General features: G+C 58.1%; 18 protein-coding genes. 6 read left to right on the top strand and 12 right to left on the bottom strand.

What is annotated here, in order from left to right; all coding sequences use genetic code 11:
- Positions 1 to 38 precede the first annotated feature (38 nt).
- The 3 genes from ACJJU9_RS11245 to ACJJU9_RS11235 are packed head-to-tail and all read left to right on the top strand — an operon-like array spanning position 39 to position 5,508.
- Positions 39 to 1,283: an exonuclease SbcCD subunit D C-terminal domain-containing protein gene (locus ACJJU9_RS11245; RefSeq protein WP_407730751.1), complete on the top strand. Its 1,245-nt coding sequence runs from the start codon at positions 39 to 41 to the stop codon at positions 1,281 to 1,283.
- Positions 1,280 to 4,921 (top strand): AAA family ATPase, encoded by a 3,642-nt coding sequence (locus ACJJU9_RS11240; protein ID WP_407730750.1) that lies wholly within the window; start codon positions 1,280 to 1,282, stop codon positions 4,919 to 4,921. The genes ACJJU9_RS11245 and ACJJU9_RS11240 overlap by 4 nt, the downstream gene beginning before the upstream one ends.
- Positions 4,918 to 5,508 carry a glutathione S-transferase gene (locus ACJJU9_RS11235; RefSeq protein ID WP_407730749.1) on the top strand — a complete coding sequence of 197 codons (591 nt, stop codon included), beginning with the start codon at positions 4,918 to 4,920 and terminating at the stop codon, positions 5,506 to 5,508. The genes ACJJU9_RS11240 and ACJJU9_RS11235 overlap by 4 nt, the downstream gene beginning before the upstream one ends.
- Here ACJJU9_RS11235 and ACJJU9_RS11230 read toward each other — a convergent pair.
- From ACJJU9_RS11230 to ACJJU9_RS11220, 3 genes are all read right to left on the bottom strand, one after another.
- Positions 5,464 to 5,997 carry an isochorismatase family protein gene (locus ACJJU9_RS11230; protein WP_407730748.1) on the bottom strand — a complete coding sequence of 178 codons (534 nt, stop codon included), beginning with the start codon at positions 5,995 to 5,997 and terminating at the stop codon, positions 5,464 to 5,466. The genes ACJJU9_RS11235 and ACJJU9_RS11230 overlap by 45 nt on opposite strands.
- 213 nt (positions 5,998 to 6,210) lie before the next feature.
- Complete coding sequence (locus ACJJU9_RS11225; protein WP_407730747.1) at positions 6,211 to 6,750, bottom strand: cytochrome b; 540 nt, start codon at positions 6,748 to 6,750, stop codon at positions 6,211 to 6,213.
- A complete protein-coding gene (locus tag ACJJU9_RS11220; protein WP_407730746.1) occupies positions 6,747 to 7,829 on the bottom strand; it encodes a catalase family peroxidase in 1,083 nt (360 codons plus the stop codon). The genes ACJJU9_RS11225 and ACJJU9_RS11220 overlap by 4 nt, the downstream gene beginning before the upstream one ends.
- Positions 7,830 to 8,012: 183 nt before the next feature.
- On the opposite strand from ACJJU9_RS11220, the gene ACJJU9_RS11215 reads away from it, so the two are divergent.
- Together ACJJU9_RS11215 and ACJJU9_RS11210 are read left to right on the top strand one after the other, a co-directional pair.
- Positions 8,013 to 8,519 carry a sigma-70 family RNA polymerase sigma factor gene (locus ACJJU9_RS11215; protein ID WP_123748971.1) on the top strand — a complete coding sequence of 169 codons (507 nt, stop codon included), beginning with the start codon at positions 8,013 to 8,015 and terminating at the stop codon, positions 8,517 to 8,519.
- A complete protein-coding gene (locus ACJJU9_RS11210; protein WP_407730745.1) occupies positions 8,516 to 9,265 on the top strand; it encodes an anti-sigma factor family protein in 750 nt (249 codons plus the stop codon). Before ACJJU9_RS11215 ends, ACJJU9_RS11210 begins: the two co-directional genes overlap by 4 nt.
- 55 nt (positions 9,266 to 9,320) lie before the next feature.
- On the opposite strand, the gene ACJJU9_RS11205 is transcribed toward ACJJU9_RS11210, so the two are convergent.
- On the bottom strand, positions 9,321 to 10,253 hold the full coding sequence (locus ACJJU9_RS11205) for an alpha/beta fold hydrolase (protein WP_407730744.1): 933 nt from the start codon (positions 10,251 to 10,253) through the stop codon (positions 9,321 to 9,323).
- A 169-nt stretch (positions 10,254 to 10,422) separates the two neighbouring features.
- On the opposite strand from ACJJU9_RS11205, the gene ACJJU9_RS11200 reads away from it, so the two are divergent.
- Positions 10,423 to 11,379, top strand: a complete 957-nt coding sequence (locus ACJJU9_RS11200) for a GlxA family transcriptional regulator (RefSeq protein ID WP_407730743.1) — start codon at positions 10,423 to 10,425, stop codon at positions 11,377 to 11,379.
- A 90-nt stretch (positions 11,380 to 11,469) separates the two neighbouring features.
- Here the strand turns inward: ACJJU9_RS11200 and ACJJU9_RS11195 are convergent, their stop codons facing one another.
- The 8 genes from ACJJU9_RS11195 to ACJJU9_RS11160 all read right to left on the bottom strand — a co-directional run bounded on the left by ACJJU9_RS11195 (position 11,470) and on the right by ACJJU9_RS11160 (position 22,030).
- Entirely contained in the window at positions 11,470 to 11,643 is a 174-nt protein-coding gene (locus ACJJU9_RS11195; protein ID WP_194289344.1) for a hypothetical protein, read from the bottom strand.
- A gap of 147 nt (positions 11,644 to 11,790) precedes the next feature.
- Positions 11,791 to 12,963, bottom strand: coding sequence for a lactonase family protein (locus ACJJU9_RS11190; protein WP_407730979.1), 1,173 nt, complete (start codon positions 12,961 to 12,963; stop codon positions 11,791 to 11,793).
- Positions 12,953 to 13,255 carry a DUF5629 family protein gene (locus tag ACJJU9_RS11185; protein ID WP_407730742.1) on the bottom strand — a complete coding sequence of 101 codons (303 nt, stop codon included), beginning with the start codon at positions 13,253 to 13,255 and terminating at the stop codon, positions 12,953 to 12,955. Before ACJJU9_RS11185 ends, ACJJU9_RS11190 begins: the two co-directional genes overlap by 11 nt.
- 72 nt (positions 13,256 to 13,327) lie before the next feature.
- Positions 13,328 to 14,821 carry a hypothetical protein gene (locus ACJJU9_RS11180; RefSeq protein ID WP_407730741.1) on the bottom strand — a complete coding sequence of 498 codons (1,494 nt, stop codon included), beginning with the start codon at positions 14,819 to 14,821 and terminating at the stop codon, positions 13,328 to 13,330.
- Positions 14,818 to 17,997: a dermonecrotic toxin domain-containing protein gene (locus ACJJU9_RS11175; RefSeq protein ID WP_407730740.1), complete on the bottom strand. Its 3,180-nt coding sequence runs from the start codon at positions 17,995 to 17,997 to the stop codon at positions 14,818 to 14,820. The genes ACJJU9_RS11180 and ACJJU9_RS11175 overlap by 4 nt, the downstream gene beginning before the upstream one ends.
- Positions 17,998 to 18,271: 274 nt before the next feature.
- A complete protein-coding gene (gene pepN / locus ACJJU9_RS11170; protein ID WP_407730739.1) occupies positions 18,272 to 20,929 on the bottom strand; it encodes an aminopeptidase N in 2,658 nt (885 codons plus the stop codon).
- A gap of 13 nt (positions 20,930 to 20,942) precedes the next feature.
- Positions 20,943 to 21,773 carry a DUF2797 domain-containing protein gene (locus ACJJU9_RS11165; protein ID WP_048370248.1) on the bottom strand — a complete coding sequence of 277 codons (831 nt, stop codon included), beginning with the start codon at positions 21,771 to 21,773 and terminating at the stop codon, positions 20,943 to 20,945.
- The gene (locus tag ACJJU9_RS11160; RefSeq protein ID WP_048370246.1) at positions 21,770 to 22,030 is read right to left on the bottom strand and encodes a YeaC family protein; all 261 of its coding nucleotides are present in this window, start codon (positions 22,028 to 22,030) and stop codon (positions 21,770 to 21,772) included. The genes ACJJU9_RS11165 and ACJJU9_RS11160 overlap by 4 nt, the downstream gene beginning before the upstream one ends.
- Between the last annotated feature and the right edge of the window lie 29 nt (positions 22,031 to 22,059).

Below are 22,059 nucleotides of genomic sequence, written 5' to 3'. Positions count from 1 at the left end.
TCGCGGGTACGCTTTACCCTTTTTAAACGGATTTTGTTATGCGCCTGTTTCACACTTCCGACTGGCACCTGGGGCAAAACCTCCATGGCCAGGAACGCGACTTCGAACACGCTTGCTTTCTGAGCTGGCTACTCACCCAACTGGCCACTGAACAACCCGATGTGTTGCTGATTGCCGGGGACATTTTTGACACCGTCAACCCGCCGGTCAAAGCTCAGGAACGCCTGTACGACTTCATCGTCAGCGCCCACGAGCAACAACCCAAGCTGACCATCGTGATGATCGCCGGTAACCACGACTCCGGCTCGCGCATCGAATTGCCAGCGCCTTTGATGCGCCGTTTGCGTACCCATGCACTGGGCCGTGTGCTGTGGCTCGATGACGGCCAACTGGATGCCGAACGCCTGTTGATTGCGCTGCCTGACGCCTCTGGCGAAATCGCCGCATGGTGCCTGGCCTTGCCGTTCTTGCGCCCGGCCGAAGTGACCGGCGCACACTTGGGGGATGATTACCTGCGCGGTATTGGCCAGGTCCACGAATGGCTGATTGAAGCCGCCAACGCCAAACGCAAGCCCGGGCAAGCGCTGATTGCCATCAGCCACGCGCACATGGCCGGCGGTTCGGTGTCCGAAGACTCCGAACGCAGCCTGATCATCGGCAATGCCGAAGCCCTGCCCGCCAGCCTGTTCGGACCCAGTATCAGCTATGTTGCGCTGGGCCATCTGCACAAACCGCAACGGGTGAACAGCGAAGAGCGTATCCGCTATTGCGGTTCGCCGATCCCGCTGTCGTTTTCCGAGATCGGCTACCAGCACCAGATTCTCGACGTCAAACTCGATGGCGAAACCCTGGTCAGCGTCGAAACCCGCTTGATCCCGCGCGCCGTTAATCTGCAACGGGTCGGCCCGGCGCCACTGCTTGAAATTCTCGGCCAACTGGCGGAGTTACCGGACATTGACCTGCTGGCCGACACCCAGCGCCAACCGTGGCTTGAAGTACGGGTCAAACTGGACGAACCGCAGCCCGACTTGCGTCAGCAAATCGAAACCGCCCTGCTGGGTAAAGCCGTGCGTCTGGTACGCATCTCTGCTGAATACGCTGGCAATGGCAGCCGCGCCGGGGACAACGACGCCGCGCAATTGATCGAGCTGGACCAATTGACCCCGCAAGAACTGTTCAGTCGCGCCTGGCAGGACAACTACGGCAGCGAAGCCGACGAGCAAACCCTCAAAGACTTTGCCGTGCTGCTGCAAGAAGTCCAGATGGAAGGTGAACAGCCATGAAAATCCTCGCGATTCGCCTGAAAAATCTGGCTTCACTGGCAGGTCCTTTTGAGCTGGACTTCACCGCCGAGCCACTGGCCAGTGCCGGGCTGTTTGCAATCACCGGTCCCACTGGCGCCGGTAAAAGCACCTTGCTCGACGCCCTGTGCCTGGCTTTGTTCGGCGCGGTGCCACGGCTGAACAACACCGGCCGGGATGCCAAAGTCCCGGATGCCGACGGCGAGATCGCCACCGGTGACCCGCGCACCCTGCTGCGTCGCGGCACCGGCGAAGGCTATGCCGAAGTCGATTTCGTCGGCATCGATGGCCGCCGCTATCGCGCCCGCTGGGAAGCCAACCGCGCCCGCGAAAAGGCCAATGGCAAGCTGCAAGCCAGCCGCCAGAGCCTGCGCGATCTGGACAGCGATCAACTGCTGGCCAGCCAGAAAAGCGATTACAAAGTGCAGCTGGAATCACGTCTGGGCCTGAACTTCGAACAGTTCACCCGTGCCGTAATGCTGGCGCAAAGCGAGTTCAGTGCGTTTCTTAAGGCCGATGACAACGAGCGCAGTGAACTGCTGGAAAAACTCACCGACACGGCGCTGTACACCCGTCTCGGCAAGCGTGCCTTCGACAAAGCCAAAGAAGCCCGCGATGCGCACAAGCAATTGCAAGATCAGGCCGTTGGCGTAACCCCGCTGGAGCCCGAAGCCCGTGCGGAGCTGGACCAGCGTCATAGCGAGGCGCAACAACTGCTGAAAACCCGGCAAAGCCAGCTTAAGCAACTTGAACAGCAGCACACATGGCTCAAAACCCTGCGCGAGCTGCAAGAACAGCAGCAAAGTGCCGCCGAACAGCTCCAGCAGGCCCAAGCCCAGTGGGACGGCCAGGCAGAGCAGCGACAAACCCTGGAGTTGCTGGAGCAACTGGCGCCCCAACGCCATCAGTTCGCCCGTTTGGCCGAACTGGACGCGCAACTCACCCCGCTGGCCGAGCAGATCGCCGGGCACTTGCAACAGCAGACCGAGCTGGGGCAACGCCAGACTCAACTACAACAAGTACTCCAGACTGCCCAACAAGCGGCCAATCAAGCCCAGACCGAGCTACGGGATGCCGCACCGCATCTGCAAAAAGCCCATCTGGAACACGCCAATCTCACTCGTCTGACCCAAGCCTTAGAGGCTCAACAGGCGCTTAAAAAGCAGGCTGAAGACGCTTGCGCCGAAGGGCAAAAGGCCTTGCACGGCTTGCTCGAGCGCCAGCAGCAAGGTACAGAACGCTTGGCGCAGATCGCTGCGCAGTTGGAACACAGCAACGAACTGGCCCCCTTGGCCAATGCCTGGGACGGTTACCGTCGCGGCCTGCAGCAATTGGTGCGCCTGAGTACTACGCTGAATAAAGGCCGAGAAGAATTACCGGCTTTAGAACAGCGCGCCAGCCAGGCAGCGCAACAGCTCACTGAGCTGCGCAGCAGCCTGGAAATCTTGTTCCAGGAAGCCGGTGCCGAACCGCACGCCGTTAATGAGCAGATCCAGACCCTGGGCAGCCTGCTGGCTGACAACCGTCAGCAACAGCGCGCTTTTGAAGACTTACAGCGCCTGTGCAGCAGCCAGTTGGCCCTTGAGGCGCGTTTACAGGCGGTGCAGATCAAACTGCAAAACCTGCAAACCGAACGCGGAAATCTCATCGGCCAAGGCACCCAGACCAAAAAAGAATTTGAAGCTGCCGAACAAGCCTTGCGCGTGACTCAGCAGTTGCTTGAACGCCAGCGCCTGGCCCGCAGCGCCAGCGTCGAAGAGCTGCGCGCGCAGCTACAGGACGACCAGCCCTGCCCGGTCTGCGGCAGCCATGACCACCCGTATCACCAGCCTGAAGCGCTGTTGCAGGGCCTGTCGCGTTTTGACGAGGAAGAAGAGACCAACGCGCGCAAAACGGTCGATACCCTCAAAGAAACCCTCAACCAGTTGCGTGAGCAACTCGCCGGGGTTAACGCGCAGCAGCGCGAGCTGATACAGCAGCACCAGCAACTTGGCGAAGAACTTCAGACGCTGGCGCCAGGCCTGGAAGCCCACCCGCTGTATGCACAATGGCAAGGGCAAGATCCGGCCAAGCGCGAAGCCTGGCTGACTCAACGCTTGAGCCAACTGCAACACAGCATCAGCCAGGACGAACAACGTCAAAACGCATTGCTTGCCCTGCAAAAAGAAGCCGCCGCATTGCAACAACAGCTGCAACGCAGTACCGAAGCCAGCCAGCAAGCCACACAGCAACTCAGCGAGCAGCAGCAACACCTCAAGGCAGACACGTTGCGCTTTGAGGAAGGACTTGCCGAGTTTGCCAATCTGCTGCCGGAGACCACACTGGCGGCATTGCGTGAAAACGCCTCAGCCTGCTTTATGCAGCTTGATCAGCAGGTCACCCATCGCCTTGAACAACTGGATCAACAGCGCGATGAACACGCCGAGCAGACTGAACGCGGCAGCCGCATCGAGCGTGAACAGTATCAGCAAGCCACCCACACTAAAGAGCTGGATGCCCTGCAACGCAACGTAACTGAGTTGCACGAACAACAGCAGGCAGGTCAGCAAAGCCTCAAGCAATTGCTGGGCGATCACCCGAGCGCCGAACAATGGCAGCACCACCTTGAACAGGCGCTTGAGCAGGCGCGCAACGCCCAGACCCAGGCCAGCGAAGCGCTGCAAACCATCGCCCACCAATTGGTGCAACTGGCGGCCCAGCTCAAGGCCCAACAAGAGCACCTGCACGCACTGCAAACTGAACATAGCAGCGTGAGCGAGCAGGTCGAGCAATGGCGCGGGCAGCACTCAGCGCTCGATACGGCCCGTTTGCAGCAATTGCTGAGCTTCGACGACACGCACATTCGCGACCTGCGCCAGCAACTGCAAACCAGCGAGAAAGCCGTCGAACAAGCCCGCGTCCTGCTCCAGGAACGTGAGCAACGCCTCAACCAGCATCAGGCGCAGGCCAATGGCAACCTTGATGCCCAGGCGCTTGAGGTTGCCCTCACTGAACTGAACGCGCTAATCGCTGCCAGCGAACAACACGTGGCAGAACTGCGGGCGCAACAGGCAGAAGACCAACGTCGCCAAGAGGCCAACCAAGCGCTGGCGCAACGTATCGCTCAAGCCTATGAAGAATGGCAGCGCTGGGCGCGCCTGAGTGAACTGATCGGTTCGGGCACCGGCGACAAATTCCGCAAGATCGCCCAGGCCTACAACCTCGATTTGCTGGTGCACCACGCCAACGCTCAACTGCGCCAACTGGTTAAACGTTACCGCCTCAAGCGCGGCGGCAGCATGCTCGGCTTGCTGGTGATGGACACCGAAATGGGCGACGAACTGCGCTCGGTGCACTCGCTGTCCGGCGGTGAAACCTTCCTGGTGTCGTTGGCGCTGGCGTTGGGGTTGGCGTCTATGGCGTCCAGCACGCTGAAAATCGAGTCGCTGTTTATCGACGAAGGGTTTGGCAGCCTGGACCCTGAGTCATTGCAATTGGCAACGGATGCCCTCGACGGCCTGCAAGCCCAGGGGCGCAAAGTTGGGGTGATATCCCACGTACAGGAAATGCATGAACGCATTCCGGTGCAAATTCAGGTGCGGCGCCAAGGCAATGGCCTGAGCACCGTGGAGGTCAAATGACCGGCAACGTGCTGTATTCCTTCCGTCGCTGCCCGTATGCCATGCGGGCGCGCATGGCCCTGCGTTACAGCGGCGTGCCGTTATCGATTGTAGAAGTCAGCCTCAAGGCCAAGCCGGCTGAAATGCTCGCGCTGTCGCCCAAGGGCACCGTACCGGTATTGGTCTGTGCCGATGGCCGGGTGATTGAACAAAGCCTGGAGATCATGCACTGGGCCTTGGCCCGGCATGACCCGGACAACTGGCTTGGCCCGGACAGTGCGGCGCTGATTGAAGAAAACGACCAGGTCTTCAAGGTCAACCTTGACCGCTACAAATACGCCATCCGCTACCCGGAACAACCGATGGAGCACTATCGCGCCCAAGGGGCGGCGTTTTTGCAGCGCCTGGAAGTGCTGCTCGAACAGACGCTGTACCTGGCTGGCGACACCTTGAGCCTGGCGGACATTGCCCTGGCGCCGTTTGTGCGCCAGTTCGCCCACGTCGACCGCGACTGGTTCGAACAAGCGCCCTACCCGCGCCTGAATGCCTGGCTGGAACGGTTTTTAGCGTCCGAGCTGTTTACCGCCGTCATGGCCAAAACTGCCTGACAGGATTTTCGCCAGCTCCAACTCGCCGATTATTTCGGCCGTTGTGGTGACTTGCCGGAAATGATGCTGCCACAAGTTAATTCCCAACTGGCCGGACCTGTCTAGCGATGAACCGACGGTCAGATCTGTCACCAAGGTCGGATGCAACCCCAGATCAAAAAGGGCAAAACCCGCCGCCAACACACACGTCTCGGTCTGAATCCCGCACACCAGCACACGGTCAGGATTCAGCGACTTGAGGTAAGCCAGTGTTTCTGCTGAAGGCGCATACCCGTACTTGATAAAAACCCGCTCAACCTCTACCAGGCTTTTGTCCTGTACGGCCGGGCACCATCCCAGTTGGTCCTGGAATGGGGTGTGTTCTTCATCATGCAATTCGATGGTTGCAACTGCTGGTACATGTCGGGCTAGAGCCGAAACTCCACTGACAAGCCATTCGGGAGGGGAAAACGTGGATTGAACATCCACAATAAGAAGAATCTGCCGCATTGCCGGGTCCTTATGCTCGGCAGATCACACTATCACCCCAAGTTGAACAAACAACCCGCCGCATCCGTCTTGGGGTCGCTGCACACCCCATCGCAGATAGGATTTTCGCCAACCTTGTAGTCGCTGACGAGGCACGAGGCTGCGATGCGGGCCGCAGGACCGCCGCCTTGTGGCGGTTCGCAGCCTCATCCTTCGGCAGCGACTACAGGGTCTTCAATCCTTCCCCCGCACCATGCTTTCCAACACCCCGTCACGGCGCACCCAGCCGTGCAGCAACGCTGCCGCCAAATGCGCCAACACGGTAAAGAACAACAAATACGCCAGGTACGTGTGGGCTTTGCGCAAGAACGCAAAGGTGCTTGGGTTAGCTGCCAGGATGGATGGCAGTTGCAAAGAACTGCTCAACATCACCGGATCACCCGCCGCCGAGATCATCGCCCAACCTATGAGCGGCAGGCTGAACATCAGCGCGTACAGCAACACATGCGACAGTTTTGCAGCCAAAACCTGGACCGCCGGCAAATCAGCAGGCAACGCCGGTTGATGGGTGGTAAAGCGCACAAACAGCCGCACAATCACCAGCAGCAAAATGGCTATCCCCAGGGGTTTGTGCAGGTTGAGCAACCATTCATGCCGCTCGGAGACAGAGGCCGCCAGCCCCGCCCCAATAAACAGCATGGCAATGATCATCAACGCCATCAGCCAATGCAGCAGGCGCGCCAGAGGTGCGAAATGCTTGTTAGAGGTGCTCATGGACGTTTCTCCTGGGACAACTGATCAACTTCACTGGTACGCCGCAGATAAGAACTGGCATAGGCGGCCGAACGTGCAGCCAGCAAGGGGTCACCCGAGCCTTCGATGCCATTGGGCAAAATCAACGGGTCGTAGTTGATGTCACGGCACTCGCCATCGTTTTGTGGCTGCGCACTTTGCAGCACCAAGGTTCCCGCATTGATCACCTTGCGGCTGGCTGGCCAGGTTTTACTCGCATCGTTGATCGGGTCGCCAGCGTCGGCCAAGGTCAGGTTGAACTGCCATCTCAAAGGCCCGGCCGACAATCGCTGCACCAGGTCTTTTTCCAGGTAGTCCGCATCATTGGGGGCCGTTGCCCCGGCGGCATCCTGACCTTCCGGCACCACGCCCCAGCGCACGGCCTGACGCTGCCCGGCGGCATTCACCAGATAGAACGCGTTAATCCCGTTGTAGCTTTCAGTCGCAAAGCTGGCCGAGGGTTTGGCGGTTTTCACCCATTGCAAAAAGGCTGCGGTTTCCGGGTGTGCGGCAAAAAACGCCGGCATGGCGTCGGGCTTCGGCTTGCCGGTAGCCGGGTCCGGCGTTCCCGCTTGCAACATCGCATAGAACGCTTCAGGCGTGCCCACCGGGAAGACCGGCATGCTGTTCATTCCAGTTCGCCATTGCTGACCATTGGACTGGGTAAAGCGCAATGCCAGGCTGCGGATCGGCACACTGCTGTCCGGCGCATAGGGGTTGCCGCTCGGCAAGGCAAAGCGGCCCACGACCGGAGTACGACCGGCTTCAAAGACTTGTGCGCGGGACAACGGTTGAGCATTGCCGTTGCTCTCGAAATACCCGATCACGCACATGCCTTTGGCATGGTTACGCCGATACCCCGGATGCACGCCATTGTTGCGCTCCAGGGCATTGACCAGGGTTTTAGGCCGCAAGCGTTCGGCATCCAGTGTGCCGTTGACGTAAAAGAAGATTGTGGCGATGACCGCTACCACTGCGCCAATACCCGCCAGACGCAGCAACACACTGGCGGGGCTCAATGCAGCTTTCACGGGCCGTACGGGCGGTAATTGATCTACCATAAAGTGTTCCTTGGCCACGGGCCATCAGGTGGATGGCCTATGAGACGCAGGCCGATCAGGCTTATTCCCGGCGCCAGGCAATTATTTTCAGGTTATTTATTTTCAAGCCCAGGGAATAAAGGCTAAGCCTGGTCGTCTTCATGACGCTGATCCGATTAACAGACCCACCCGGCGCCAGTCACCATGCACCCATTTGACGAGCAATTGCGCGAACTCATGCCGAGCCTCAGGCGCTTTGCCCTGTCGTTGACGCGCCACGCCAGCAATGCCGATGACCTGGTGCAAAATTGCCTTGAGCGCGCCCTCGGCAGTGTCGCCAGTAAACGCCCGGACGGCGATTTACGGGCCTGGCTGTTTACCATTCTGTATCGCCAGTTTGTCGACAACCATCGGCGTACCCGGCGTTATGCGCGGATGCTGGAATTTTTTACTGGCCGCGACGACGCGCAACCCTCTACCGAGCGCACCGTAATAGCCCAAACCACGCTGCAAGCATTCGACCAGTTAAGCACCGAGCAACGGGCGCTGCTGTTATGGATTTCTGTCGAGGGATTGAGTTACCAGCAAGTGGCCGACATCCTTGAAGTGCCGATCGGCACAGTGATGTCGCGTCTGTCACGCGCACGCCAGGCCCTGCGCGCACTCAGTGAAGGCGAAATTACCCGCCCTGCTTTGCGGAGACTTAAATGATCACCACCCCGCCCAGTGAGCACGACCTGCATGCTTATGTCGATCACGCGCTCAGTGAGTCTGACCGACAGCACGTAGAACGCTATCTAGACGCCAATCCTGAGGTCGCGGCGAAGGTTCATGCCTGGCAACGCGATGCGCAAAACCTGCGCACGGCGTTGCAGCAAACCCTGCTTCAACCGGATAACCCGGCACTCGACCCCGCGGCCATTCGTCAGCGACAACGCCGCCAGGCCACGCGTCATTGGGCTACGGCGGCCGTCTTGTTGATTGCAGTCAGCATGGGTGGACTCGGCGGTTGGCAGGCCCGGCAAATGACCCAGAGCCCGGCCATCCTGCCGATGACCGACGCACTGGCAGCACATCGCATGTTTGCCGAACAGGGGTTTCTGCCTGCCGACTATAAGGTTGAGCAAAGCAGCGACATGCAAGCCTGGATGGACCGTTATTTCAGCCACGCCGAACGCTTGCCGGACTTGAGCCGCGCAGGCTTCAAACCGGTCAGTTGCCGCTTGCTCACCACCGATCAAGGCGGCGCGGCAATGGTGCTGTATGAAAACCCTCAGGGCCAGCAAATCAGCTTTTACATCCGCCCGCCAGGCCCACAAAACAGTTTGCTGCCCCGGGGCAGCCGACGCGATGGTGACTTGCAGGCCGACTACTGGTCAGGCCCCGGCTACAACTACGCCATGGTCGGCCCCGCAGAAGGGCCGACTGCAAAGTTGCTGAATACACTGAGTTTTTGACGTGCCAGATTGGGTTACTTGGCAGCGTATGAACCCAACCCTTATCGGGTACCGACTATTGGCTGACGGCAATACGTGCCATGAACAGGCGTGTCAGGCTGGCAATCTGTTCGGTTTGCTCATCAAGTGCGAAGTGCCCCGCCTCAAGAATATGCACCTCGGCGCCGGGCACATCGTCCTTGTAACGCATGGCCCCCGGCACGATAAACGACGGGTCGTATTTTCCCCACATAACCAGCATGGGTGGCTGGTTGGCCTTCAACCACTGTTGCCATTCAGGGTATGAGGCGACGTTGCTCTGATAGTCGAGCAACAATGCCGACTGTATCGTCCGCTGACCGGGACGGGATATGGCGGCAAATTCGTCCTCCCATGCATCCGGGTTGTAGCGCTCGGGATGAGGACTGGTACCCAGGTGACGTTGCTTCGTGCCCTCGAAGCCAATGAATGCATCGACTTGTTCGGGGTGTTCGTCAGGTGCTTTCCAATACTTGGCTATATTCGCCCACTTGGCCCCCAGGCCCTCGTTATAAGCATTGGCATTCTGGATGATGATGCCGTGCAGTTTTTGTGGCGCGTCGAGGATCATTCTGAAGCCCACCGGACCGCCATAATCCTGCATGAACAGCGTGTATTGATTGATGCCTAACTGCGTCAGCAATTGGCTCATGCTGTGCGCAAGGTGATCAAACGTGTAGGCGTAAGTAGTGGCCGAGGGCGCGTCGCTTCTGCCAAATCCCGGGTAATCGGGCGCGATGATGTGATACCGATCCGCGAGCAGCGGTATCAGCGAATCCCACATCCTCGAAGACGAAGGGTATCCATGTAGCAGAACCAAGGTTGGGGCGTCCTTGGGCCCCGCTTCACGATAAAAAATCTTCACTCCGTCCACGCTGGACCAATGATAGCTGGTGGACTCATTGGTATACGGAACGGAAGGCACGGGGTCGGCCGCTTGTGCTGATTGGGTGAGCGGAAGAGTCGTCATAAGTGCTCCGAGCATGCAAAGGGTCGGTATGTTCATTGGCTTGATCTCTGATGTACCTTTTTCAGGTGCAAAACACCTGCGATCAGAGTGGACGCATCTGAAAAACCGCACCATTGGCCCGAAATACATTCTTCGATAGAATCGGGCCAATTTTTTTAAGGCCACCTCCATGGGCAAACCTTTAACAGTTGCAGTCATCGCCTTTAATGACATCAGCCCGTTTCACCTTTCGGTCCCCTGCCTTGTGTTCGGCAAAGACCGCAAGGTGGGAGACTCGCCTTGGTTCGAACTGGTGGTGTGTGCGGGCGAGGCAGGAGAACTGCGCACCAATGCCGGTTTCGCTGTCCATTGCGAGCATGATCTTAATGAGGCCGTGAGGGCAGATATTGTAATTGTGCCTAGCTGGCGCGACGTCACTGAAGCGCCGCCGCAGGCGCTCATCGAGACACTTAAAGCTGCTCATGCAAATGGAGCGCTGGTTGTGGGTCTGTGTCTGGGCGCTTTCGTGCTTGCTCATGCAGGTTTACTGCAGAGCAAGCGGGCGACTACGCACTGGGCTTGGGCTGCGCATCTGGCTCGCGACTTCCCTGACATCCAGGTGGACGCGAAAGTACTCTACGTCGAAGCGCAGCAGTTTCTGACCTCTGCGGGGGTGGCTGCGGGGCTTGACTGCTGCATCCATATCGTCTGGCGCGCTTATGGACGGGAGGTTGCCAATTCGTTGGCACGTCAGTTGCTCGTCTCACCACATCGGGACGGTGGCCAGGCCCAATTCATCAGCCAGCCTGTTCCTCAAGACGCCGCCGACCTGCGTCTCGGTCAACTAATGGACGGGCTTCGAGAAAACCTCAACCAGCCCTTCTCTATTGATCAAGTCGCGACAAAGCTGGCCATGAGCAGACGCAGTTTCACTCGCCACTTCAAGCTACTGACTGGCTCGACGTTTGGTCAATGGCTCATTAACGAGCGAATCAAAGCCGCGCAAGTACAGCTCGAAACGACTCATCTAAGCATTGAGAAAATCGCTGAGTCCTGCGGCCTTGGGTCAAGCCTCTCATTACGTCAACATTTTTCTTCGATGGTGGGTGTTAGTCCAACCGCTTACCGAAAGACCTATCAACGTTAGGTGCTGCAGGCGCGGCCGGAGCAGGCCTGAATGTCTCGCGATCTATTAAAGGTCAAAGGATCGCGAGGCAGATGCTCCCCTAACGGGCTTTCAGGACTGAGATTTAGGGTCCAGTGCCGCATAGAAGTTGGCGCTTTGCTGCAGGTATTTCTGGGTATAGGCCGTGGACTTTTTGTCGCTGGCCACGGTGTTGGCGCTGGCTGGCAGGGCCACGGTGGCAGAGATGGCGGAAGCAGCGATGACGGAGAAAAGATTGAAGTTCATTGCGGTAACCCTCGACGATTCAGTTAGCTTGCTTGCCTGTTCAGGCCGTGGAGCCAACTTAACGCCAAGGGTCTTCACACTGAAATTCATTGCGCCACTAACCAGTATCAGCGCGATTGATAGAAGGCGCAGCCTTCTACTCAAGCCTTAAGGGCAGTGAATGAATTTCACATCGGAGGGCGCATCCATCGCCAGCTTTTGCAAGGTTTTACCCAGCTTGCCGGTCACGGGATCACGTTCAACCACTACGATTTCATTGCTCATCTGGTTCGCAATCAGCACAAATTTACCATTGGGGCTCAAGGTAAATTCACGCGGATGATCACCGTCAACCGAACGACGCTGGATCTCGCTCAACTCACCATTCGCCGGGTTGATGGCGAACACCAAAAGCTCGTTGGCCTTGCCGCGGTTGCTCACGTACAGGAACTTGCCATCGGCCGAGGCGTGCACTGCGCCTGCTGCGCGGTTCTGCGCGGGCATGCCATGGGCCAGGTCCAGTGCCTGACGCTGTTTGAGCTGACCGTTGTCATAGTCAAAGACAAACACTTGCGCGCTCATTTCAGTGGTCAGGTACGCATGTTTGCCGTCCCTGGAGAACAACAAATGACGCGGCCCGCTGCCAGCAGGCAACTCAATGGCCGCAGGCGTGGCTGCAACCAGTGGGTGTTCCGGGTTGGCCACAGGGTCGTAGCGGTAAACAAACACTTTGTCTGCGCCCAAATCACTGGCGTAGACAAATTTGCCGTCAGGTGATGACACCACCGAATGCACATGGGCCGACATCTGCCGTTCAGGGTTAACCCGGCTTGGCTGATGGCTGCTCATTTGCGTAACAGGCTGCAATTGGCCGTCGGCATTCACCGGCACCACGGCCAGGCTACCACCCGGGTCTTCATGCACCCCGTAGTTGGCGATAAACAGGTATTTTTCATCGGCACTCAAACCGGAGTGCGTCGGCTCTTCGCCCAAGGTTTTGACCTGATTGACCAGGCTCAACGCGTGGGTTTTGGGATCAATCGCAATACTGCTGACACGCCCGACGACATCAGCCTGACCTTGCCCATTCTCATTCACCACAAACAGGCGGCTCTGATCTTTGGACAGGGTCAACCACGACGGGTTGGCAGCCTTGAAGACTTGCAACGGCTCAGGGGTGATGCGCCCACTCTCACTGTCAAACTGCAAACGGTAAATACCCTGGCTTTTGCCTTGGGTATAAGAGCCAACAAGCAACTCTGCATCCGCGGTGCAGGCGGCGTGAGCCGACATCGCCCCCACACTGGAGGCCATCAACAAGGGCAACCATTTAAGCTTCATCATGCGCCTCATCTTCATCATCATCGTCGTTGCTGGCGCACACGGCGCTAAAGCAAACCAGGCGGTGTTCACTGGCGTCGCCGCTCAGCGTCCAGCTTTGCAACTTATCGTCAAACACCGCCGCTTCAACCTGCTCCGGGGTCAAGCTCCAGCGCTTGTTGGCCCGACCATCCATGGCTTCAATGAGCAGCCCTTGGTCATCAAGGGAAAACTCAAAAGCATGCAGCCCGTCAATTTCCAGCATATCGCTGGTTTCAAGGGCTGCGCGCAAGGTCTGGTTTGCATCACTCATTAATCATTCACCTGTGGGAAAGGCGTAATGATAGGCCATTAAGGCCTACAACCCTATGCTTGCCAGAAGCGTTTAACCTTCCAGGGGCCAAAAACGTTCATTGAGCATTTTTTCGCTGATTTTGCCGTAATGCACCGTAGACGTTTGCCCTTTGGCAGCCAGACTGGCCTGGCTGTCATAGCGCTGGCTCTTGAGCTTGAAATGCGCCGCCGACGGCGATTTAGCAGGTGTGGTGAGGTCGGGGTAATGCAGATGCGCGTACCACAGCACCTGGTTGTTTTTAGTACGCACCTCGTACTCTTGAACCACATCCCGACGCTCTCCCTTCAAAACCACACGCTGACCAATGCGCACCAGGCTGACCTCGCCTTTGCTCAACAGAAACTCCACCACCGGTGTGGTCGGCGGCACCGACTTAAGCACCCAGATGCCTTGCTCGCGCAACTTGGTTGCCCCCTCGCGCAAGCGCTTGAGCAATGAACGCGGAGTACCCGGTTTGGGTTTGTCCACGACCGGATCATCGGGAAAGGTGCGTTCAATTTCAGCGATCAGCACGTCCAGCTTTTGCGCCTCTCTCTCCAGGGTTTCTTCCATCTCCAAGGGGTATCTGGAGCGGCCCGAGTACAGTTTCACCAGCCTGATTTTTTCATCGAGTTTGCCCAACAACGTATTGCACTGACTGCGAATAGCTCCCAACAGGCGACCATCCTGTCGAGGCAACGGCCTTTGGATCTCGTCCCATGTGTTCTCGGGTGATCGGGTGAACACAAGCTTGGGATTATCGGGTTCAGGACTTTGCGTACGGCGGTCTACAGTAGACGTGAAAGTCATGACATCGACGACTTCCGGCTCCTGCTCAGATGCCCGAGCACGGGCGACGCCGATCAGAATGCCTTGATTACGCGTGCGTATCATTCGCCGTGAAGAGCGCTGGGCGCTGGTGGCCACGGGTTGCTCAGGCAGCCATTCATCCTGTTCCTTGATTTCCTGGGCCAGTTCCTGCTCCACCGTCACATTGAGCCTTTCGAGCACTTCGTTCAGCCGGTGGTAATCAGCCATATTCAACTGCTCGCCCACCTCCAGTTGCAAAAGCGCCAGGGCGTCATGAGCCTTGGCATACTGCTCACGCACGCTCTCCAGAATTTCGATGCGCTCGCCATACGTGAACAGGGTTCTGTCGGCCAGTTGAGAATGCGCCGCAACCGTATAGCCCAAGGGCCCGGTAATGGCGTTCAAGCGTTCCCAGACATCACCAAACAGGTCTTTGGGCATCAGGTCACACAACGTTCTTAACATTTGGTTTTGAAAGTCCATTTCCGTGCCCTCGCGGTCCATGCCGGTGGCGTCCGTGAAGAACTGTCCGATCACCTGCTCACGGGCCATTTTCTCCCCCACTCGGGGCACATCCTTGAGCGCTTGATGATAGCGTTTGAGGGTCTGAAACTCTTCGACCTGCTGGATCTGGACTTTCAGCAAGTCACGTTTGAACCCGATAAATTGCGCTGTACCGGCGGCGTCCAGCGTGAGCGCCTCATGGGTATTGAATATCGGATGCAACTGCCTCAAAAGCCCGCCCTGAACATTTGGGCAAACAACATATTGGTCGACACCATGCACAGTGATCGGTAAAAACCACCGAGGATGTGGTGGTCCTGTGGGTCCGGCTTTAAAGCGTGACGGGCCTGTATATTCTCTAGCCCTATCACAAGATCGGCCTTGGCGTGGTCCAACACGGTGCGCAAATACTTGATCCGCAGGTTCTTTTCCATCTGAGTAAACTGCTGGCTTCTCTCGCCCTCAGTGGCTTCCAGGGCTCTGCCCAGCTCTTCAAGGATTTTTTCATTGGTGGTTTTTTCCCCAACCACAAATGCTTCAAGCCTTCGCGTCAGTTCATTCACCTGACGATTGCGTTGCGCCAGTCGATCATTCGACGTCTTGCGACGGCCGGGTCCGCCACCGCGCAAGCGCATGCCGCTGTCAAAATCCCACTTGCCTGCCCCGTCACTGCGCAACCATGGACCTGTATCCAGTGGGTTGCCCGGGTTAACGGTGACAACGCCCTCATCCTCCAGGGACACCTGGTAACTGAAGCCCCGCACCACCGCACACCAAGTGTTGTCCACCACATACAAGCCCTTGCGTTCACCGTGCGCAACAGGCTTGACCGTACCGATGTCCGGCCCGCGATTGCGGTCCAGCCAAGCCAGTTGTGCGGGTGTGAAGTCAATTCTCGGATTGTTGAACCACGTAAAATCCAGGGCGCTAAGGTTATTACCCACCGGCACATCCAAAAAATACACCGGCCCAGTCTTGACCTCGACAGATGCCTGGGGCTTATCGATCGTTGGGGCTTCTAGGGCGGAAGCCCGCCACGGCTCAGGCCCTTCATTCGCCAGACTGGCTATCGGCGAGCGTGGCACCCCATGCAGCAGCACCAAGGCAATATTGAACAACAGGTCGATAATCGCAGGTGCCCGGGCACGTTCATCATCGCTTTGCAGCACATCTACATCCTGGCGAACTGCTGTGTAGGTCAAATACACCCACCCCAGCAACGCCAGCGGACCTTTGACCCATGGCGACCCCAGCACACTGTTCAGCAACAACCAGCCTCCCGTTTTAAGACTTGCCCAACGGCTTTCAGCATTCGAGACGGTTTGCCGTTCAGCCAGCATCGCCAGCGCCCGGGCGGTACCCAGAAACAGGTCATGCTTGAAGTGACTGTTCAGCGGCTGGGTAAAGAACTGTGCCTGTGCGGGTCGACGGGCAAGGCGCAAGGCACTGTCGGCATAGCTGGAGCGTGCCGCATCCGGCAACCAGTCCAGCACGCTGTCGCGCAAAGAACCTGCGTACGTGAACGCGTCCAGCATTTCCTGCACCGAGGCATACTCAATCAGCGCCTCCTTAAACAGTGGCCGGTACAGCACACACCGCCCGTTCAGCGGGTTGCCGGTACCGATCACATAGAAGTTGCTCACAAAATCAGGTACCGCGCGAGGGTGTTTCACCATGCCCAACGGGCAGATGTTCACCGTCAGCCCTTCCAACATGCGGGTCTCGGCATGGGGCCGCATCAAGGCTGCTACACACCGGTAGCCCCAGTCGGTCAATCCCCCCTGCCCCTGCAGCTTCATTTCCAGCGCCAGCAAAGGCAAAGACACCCGCAACTGCTCAACATACAAGCCTTCGCGACGCAGGGCTTCGGGCGCATCGTCCAGCAGCAGGCGACGGATCAAGCCTGGATAGGCCTCACCGATATTCACTCGCGTAATGAGCTGCCTGATGTAGGCAGCGGTGAGCCACCAGTCTTGAATCAGTTGGTTGTGTTTATGCCGCAGTGTCATGTGGCCACCCGGCCAGGCCACCAGGTTTTGCAGGGCCAGTTCGGTCAGCGTAAATGTGACGGTGTGTACCTGCCCGGCGGTGCCAAACGGCCCGAAAGGCACCGCAAAATCGAGCATAAGGTCATCCGGGTCATACCCCGGTGCCAGCGGCTGGTCCTGACGCATCTTGTGCTGCAACTGTTGCCTGGCCCAGGTGTGAAGGTCAGCAATGCCTTCGTTGAAAACACGGCCTCGGGCCTTGCGGGTGATGTCTGCAAGATCAGTGAGGTGCGAACGATAGGCGAATCGATCTTGCACAGACGCGGTGCGTAACCACGCCGGTAAGGCGTTGTACACACGAGCCAGCGGCTCGGATGCCGGCAGCTCATCGTCTTCGACGATGGCTGCGGGGTCGGTGATGTCCCTTAAGTGCTGTTCAAGTTGAACCAGCGTACGCACGCCAGAGGTTGCCCGGTCCACCAGCGAGGCGATGCGTTCGAGCTGGTTGTTGAGCACGATCATCGCTTGCACCTGCAAGCAGTGACCTGCGGGTTCGTAACGTTTGCAGGTCAGGGTCTTGGCCGGGTAACGGTGCGGGAGTGTCCGACCCAGCACGCGCTCATACGCTCCCAGCGTAGCAAAGGACTCGATGTGCCCGCCTGGTCGACACTGCAAAAGCTGCTCCTGCCCGTTAACGCCATGCACAATCAACAGATCAGGCAGCAGCAGATTGACCGTCGGACCGTCCCCGCCCAGCACCATCTGGGCGAAGTAGACCTTGGGCTGCTCCTGATACCGCAGTTGCTGAAGGCGATCACTTAACAAAGGGGTTCTGACGATGCCCCTTACCACCTCAATCTGCTCATCACTCAAACCGGCCGAGTTATTGGCGGCCGCCAACAAGGTGTCACTCAACCATTGCCCCAGCCATAAGGTGCGGCTCTGATAGCCGGGCACAGGCTCGTTCCAGAAATCCAGCATCGCCTGCTGAAATGACCAGATCCAGTGCCGCAGCACATAGCGCATAGCCCGTTCAACAGTGGGTATATCAAGGAATGAAGGGGTATCGGCACTGAGCACTTCGCCTTCGGCCAGTTGCACCAGATAGCATTGTTTTGACTCGTAGTAGCTGTAATTCAGAGGCGTGCCGACCGCAATGTGCTCAAGCATGGCGTCCAGCAACGGTACGCAGCGCAGCGCAGGCAAAGGCTGCTCATTGGCGTCGACGGCCCAGACGATCTGCAGCTGCAGTACGTGGATTTTTGCAAACCAGCCTGCAAAGTACTGCTTAAGAGCCTTTTCCAACGCATTGGCAATGACTGCGCGCAGGGTTGGGCGGCCATCGAATTGATGGATAAGGCTCTGTTTAAGCAGTTCAGTGCGGCCGAGGGATAACGGGGGGGCGACCGGAACAGTCATGGCGGTGTACCTGCACATAGAAGGAGTGGGTCGGCGCCATTGCGTCAACCTTGCGCAGGTATCTAAAAATAAATAGCAATCACAACTGCGGTATTCCGTTACCGACAGCCCTGACGTGGCTTACAGCAATGGGGCGCAGCAGTGACGCTTGACGCAGTAAAACGTTGCTGGCGGTCTCTCAACTCGGCTCCATTGCTCAGCGACTACCGGTGTTCAATGCACACAAAAAAGGCGCTGACCGAGTAACCGGTCAGCGCCTTTTCAGCCGCCGAGTTTACGCCAGGCTTTTGCTGACCACTTCAAACACGTCGCTGGACAGCTCGCCTGAGCTACGAATGCGCTCAAGCTCTGCCTTCATCAGCGCCTGACGGGCGCTGTCGTATTTGCGCCAGCGGGTCAGCGGGGCCAACTGCCGCGAGGCGATTTGTGGGTTTAGGGCATTGAGCTGGATAACCAGATCCGCCAGGAAGCGGTAGCCCGAGCCATCGGCGGCGTGGAAGTTGATCAGGTTCTGCCCGGCAAAAGCACCGATCAAGGCCCGGACCTTGTTCGGGTTTTTGATGGTGAACGCAGGGTGCTCCATCAGTTGCTGAACGCGCTGCAAACCACCCGGCAGCGGGCTGGCCGCCTGCACGCTGAACCACTGGTCCATGACCAGCGGGTTGTCCTTGAAGTGCTCGGCAAAACTGGCCAGAGCCAGGGCTTTTTCAGCTTCAAACGGCGAGTTGACCAGTATCGCCAGCGCGTTCAGGCGCTCGGTCATGTTGTCGCTGTTTTCGAACTGTTCCAGTGTGGCTTTCACAACTTCAGGTTTGCCACTGAGGCTCAGGTACGACAGCGCAATATTTTGCAGGCTGCGGCGGGCGAAATGCTCATCTTCGGCCACATAGGGCGTGACTTTAGACACCTCACGGTTGGCCTGGTAACGCGCCCACAACTCGTTGAACAGGCTGTCGGCCAATTGCTTGCGCGCAAACTCTCGGGCCGCGTGAATGGCATCAACATCGGCCACTTCGCTGATTTCGGTCAGGTAGGCTTCACCCGGCAACGACAGCATCTCTGCCACCATCGCCTGATCCAGTTGCGGGTTGGTCAGCACGCTGCGCAGGGCTTCAACCAAGCGCGGGTCCATGACCAGGGTTTCGCCACGTTGATACTGGCCAATCAGCGTCTGCAAGACTTGCACCGACAGTTGCTGGCCCGCGTCCCAACGGTTGAAACCGTCGGTGTCGTGTTGCATCAGGAACACCAGTTGGTCACTGCTGTAGGCAAACTGCAATTTCACCGGCGCCGAGAAACCGCGCAGCAAGGACGGCAGCGGTTTTTCATTGATACCGACAAAGGTGAACGTCTGCTCTGCTTCGGTCACTGACAGAACTCGGCTGGTTCCGACCGCCGCCGATTCGCCGGCCAGTTGCAGCGGCAACTCGGCACCCTGGGCATTCAACAGGCCCAGCTCGACCGGGATCACGAACGGCAGTTTTTCAACTTTGTCCGGGGTCTGCGGGCAGCTTTGGGCGAAGGTCAGGCTGTAGGTTTTTTGCTCAGCGTCGTAGTGCTCGCTGACGGCCAGACGCGGGGTGCCCGCCTGGCTGTACCAGCGCTTGAATTGGCTCAGGTCCGCGCCATTGGCGTCTTCCATGGCCTTGATGAAGTCGTCACAGGTCACGGCCTGGCCGTCGTGGCGCTCAAAGTACAGGTCGCTGCCCTTGCGAAAGCCCTCGGCGCCGAGCAAGGTTTGCAGCATGCGCACCACTTCCGAGCCCTTCTCATAAACAGTCAGGGTGTAGAAGTTGGAGATTTCGATAAAGCTCTCAGGGCGCACGGCGTGAGCCATCGGGCCTGCATCTTCGGCAAACTGGTGCGTGCGCAGGAAGGCAACGTCCTGAATGCGCTTGACCACCCGCGAGTTCATGTCGGCCGAGAACTCGGAATCACGGAACACCGTGAAGCCTTCCTTGAGCGACAACTGGAACCAGTCACGGCAGGTCACGCGGTTGCCCGACCAGTTGTGGAAGTATTCGTGGGCAACAATCGCTTCAACCCGCTGGTGAGCAGCGTCGGTCGCCGTCTCTGCACGGGCCAGCACGGCGCTGGAGTTGAAGATATTGAGGCCTTTGTTCTCCATGGCGCCCATGTTGAAGTCGTTCACCGCCACGATCATGAAGATGTCCAGATCGTATTCACGACCATAGGCTTCTTCGTCCCAGCGCATGGACTTTTTCAGGCTGTTCATGGCGTGCTGGCACTTGTCGATGTTCTCGGGTTCGACGTAAATGCGCAGCGCCACGGTGCGGTTGGTCATGGTGGTGAAGGTGTCTTCGACGCACCACAGGTCGCCCGCGACCAATGCAAACAGGTAGGCCGGCTTTTTGAACGGGTCTTCCCAGGTCGCCCAGTGGCGTCCGTCTTCATCGGGGCCGCTGGCCAGCGGGTTGCCGTTGGACAGCAGGATCGGGTAGCGATGCTGCTCGGCCACCACGGTGGTGGTAAACGTGCTCATCACGTCCGGGCGGTCAAGGTAATAGGTGATCTTGCGAAAGCCTTCGGCCTCGCACTGGGTGCAGAACATCGTGCCGGACTTGTACAAACCTTCCAGCGCGGTATTGGATTCGGGGTGGATCTTGACGCTGGTGTCGACCACAAACTGCTCGGTTGTCGGGTACAGGGTCAGGTGGCTGTCTGTCAGCTCGTAGTCCGCTGCGGTCAGCTCGACATCGTCAAGCTTGACCGACAGCAGCTCCAGTTGCTGGCCGTCCAGCGCCAGGGCCGGGAAGCTCTCGCCACGGGCCGGATTGCGGCGCATCACCAGTTGCGCATGGACCAGCGTATGGTCCTCGAACAACTCGAAGGTCAGGTGCGTCTCGTCAATCAGGTACTCGGGCGCCTGGTAGTCCTTCAGGTAGATCATTTGCGGTTGTTCGGTGCGCATGCTGCAATCCTTTTTACTGATGCACGGCCAACTGGTAGGCCGTGTATTTGCGAATATTGATAACGCCGGTGTCGAAGATCAGGTATTGACCCTTGATCCCCATCAACGTGCCTTCAACGACAGGGTCTTTGTCCAGATTAAAGCTCACGATCTTGCTCGGGTACTGCTCGACCGGGTAGCGAATCTCGATGGGCTCGACGCTATGCAAAGGTTGTACCGCCTGCAGCCCGAAACGTTCCTGCAAGATCTGCAGGCCTTCTGCACAACTGCCAAACAGCTCATCACGCACCGCTGCCAGATCCACCGGCTGTGCATCGCCCTTTAGCAGTGCGCGCCAGTTGGTACGGTCGGCCACTTGGGTGCGCAGCAGGTCCTCGACGAACCCCGACTGCTGGCGCGTTGCCACACGCACGATCGGCAACGCCTGGCTCGCGCCCTGATCAAGCCAGCGGGTCGGCAGTTGCGTGGCACGGGTAATGCCGACTTTCACGCCTGACGAATTGGCCAGGTACACCACATGGTCAGTCATGCAGAACTTCTCGCCCCACGATGGCTCACGGCACGTGCCTGCGTCGTAATGGCAGCGCTCCGGGCTCATGATGCAGACATCGCACTGCGCCAGTTTAGTCATGCACGGGTAGCAATAGCCCTGGCTGAAGCTTTTTTTGGTTTTGCGTCCACAGTGGGTGCAGTTGATCTCCCCCAGGAACTCCAGACGCAGTTTAGTCCCGATCAACGGATTGACCGGCACCTCGGTATCGCCCAAACGAAACGCATATTGAACGGTCGGCTCTTGCAGGCTTGCCGACATTTTGCTGATTGCACCGCGACCAATCTCAATCAATGGATAGCATCCGACTTGAACAGGATGTTTGGCACGGGCGCCGACTTGGAGCTGCATTCTTGCGGGCCCATATAGCCGGTACGCTCTTCTTCAGGCAGATTCTGCACTTCCCAGGCGATCATCGCCTGCAACGACAGCTCGCGCTGTTCGGCGGTCAGCTTGTTGCCATCGGCCCACTTGCCGATTTCGACTGCCAGTTTCAGGCTCTGATAGATATCAGGGGTGATGTTTTTAATCATTTCATTGAAAGAGGACATGCTTTTCTACTCTCGAAATACGGATGAAA

The organism is Pseudomonas helleri, from assembly GCF_045830615.1.
In the GTDB taxonomy this organism is placed as follows: Bacteria; Pseudomonadota; Gammaproteobacteria; order Pseudomonadales; family Pseudomonadaceae; genus Aquipseudomonas; species Aquipseudomonas helleri.
Note: the sequence above shows the minus strand (reverse complement) of the source record. Positions and strands in the feature narration are given on the sequence as shown.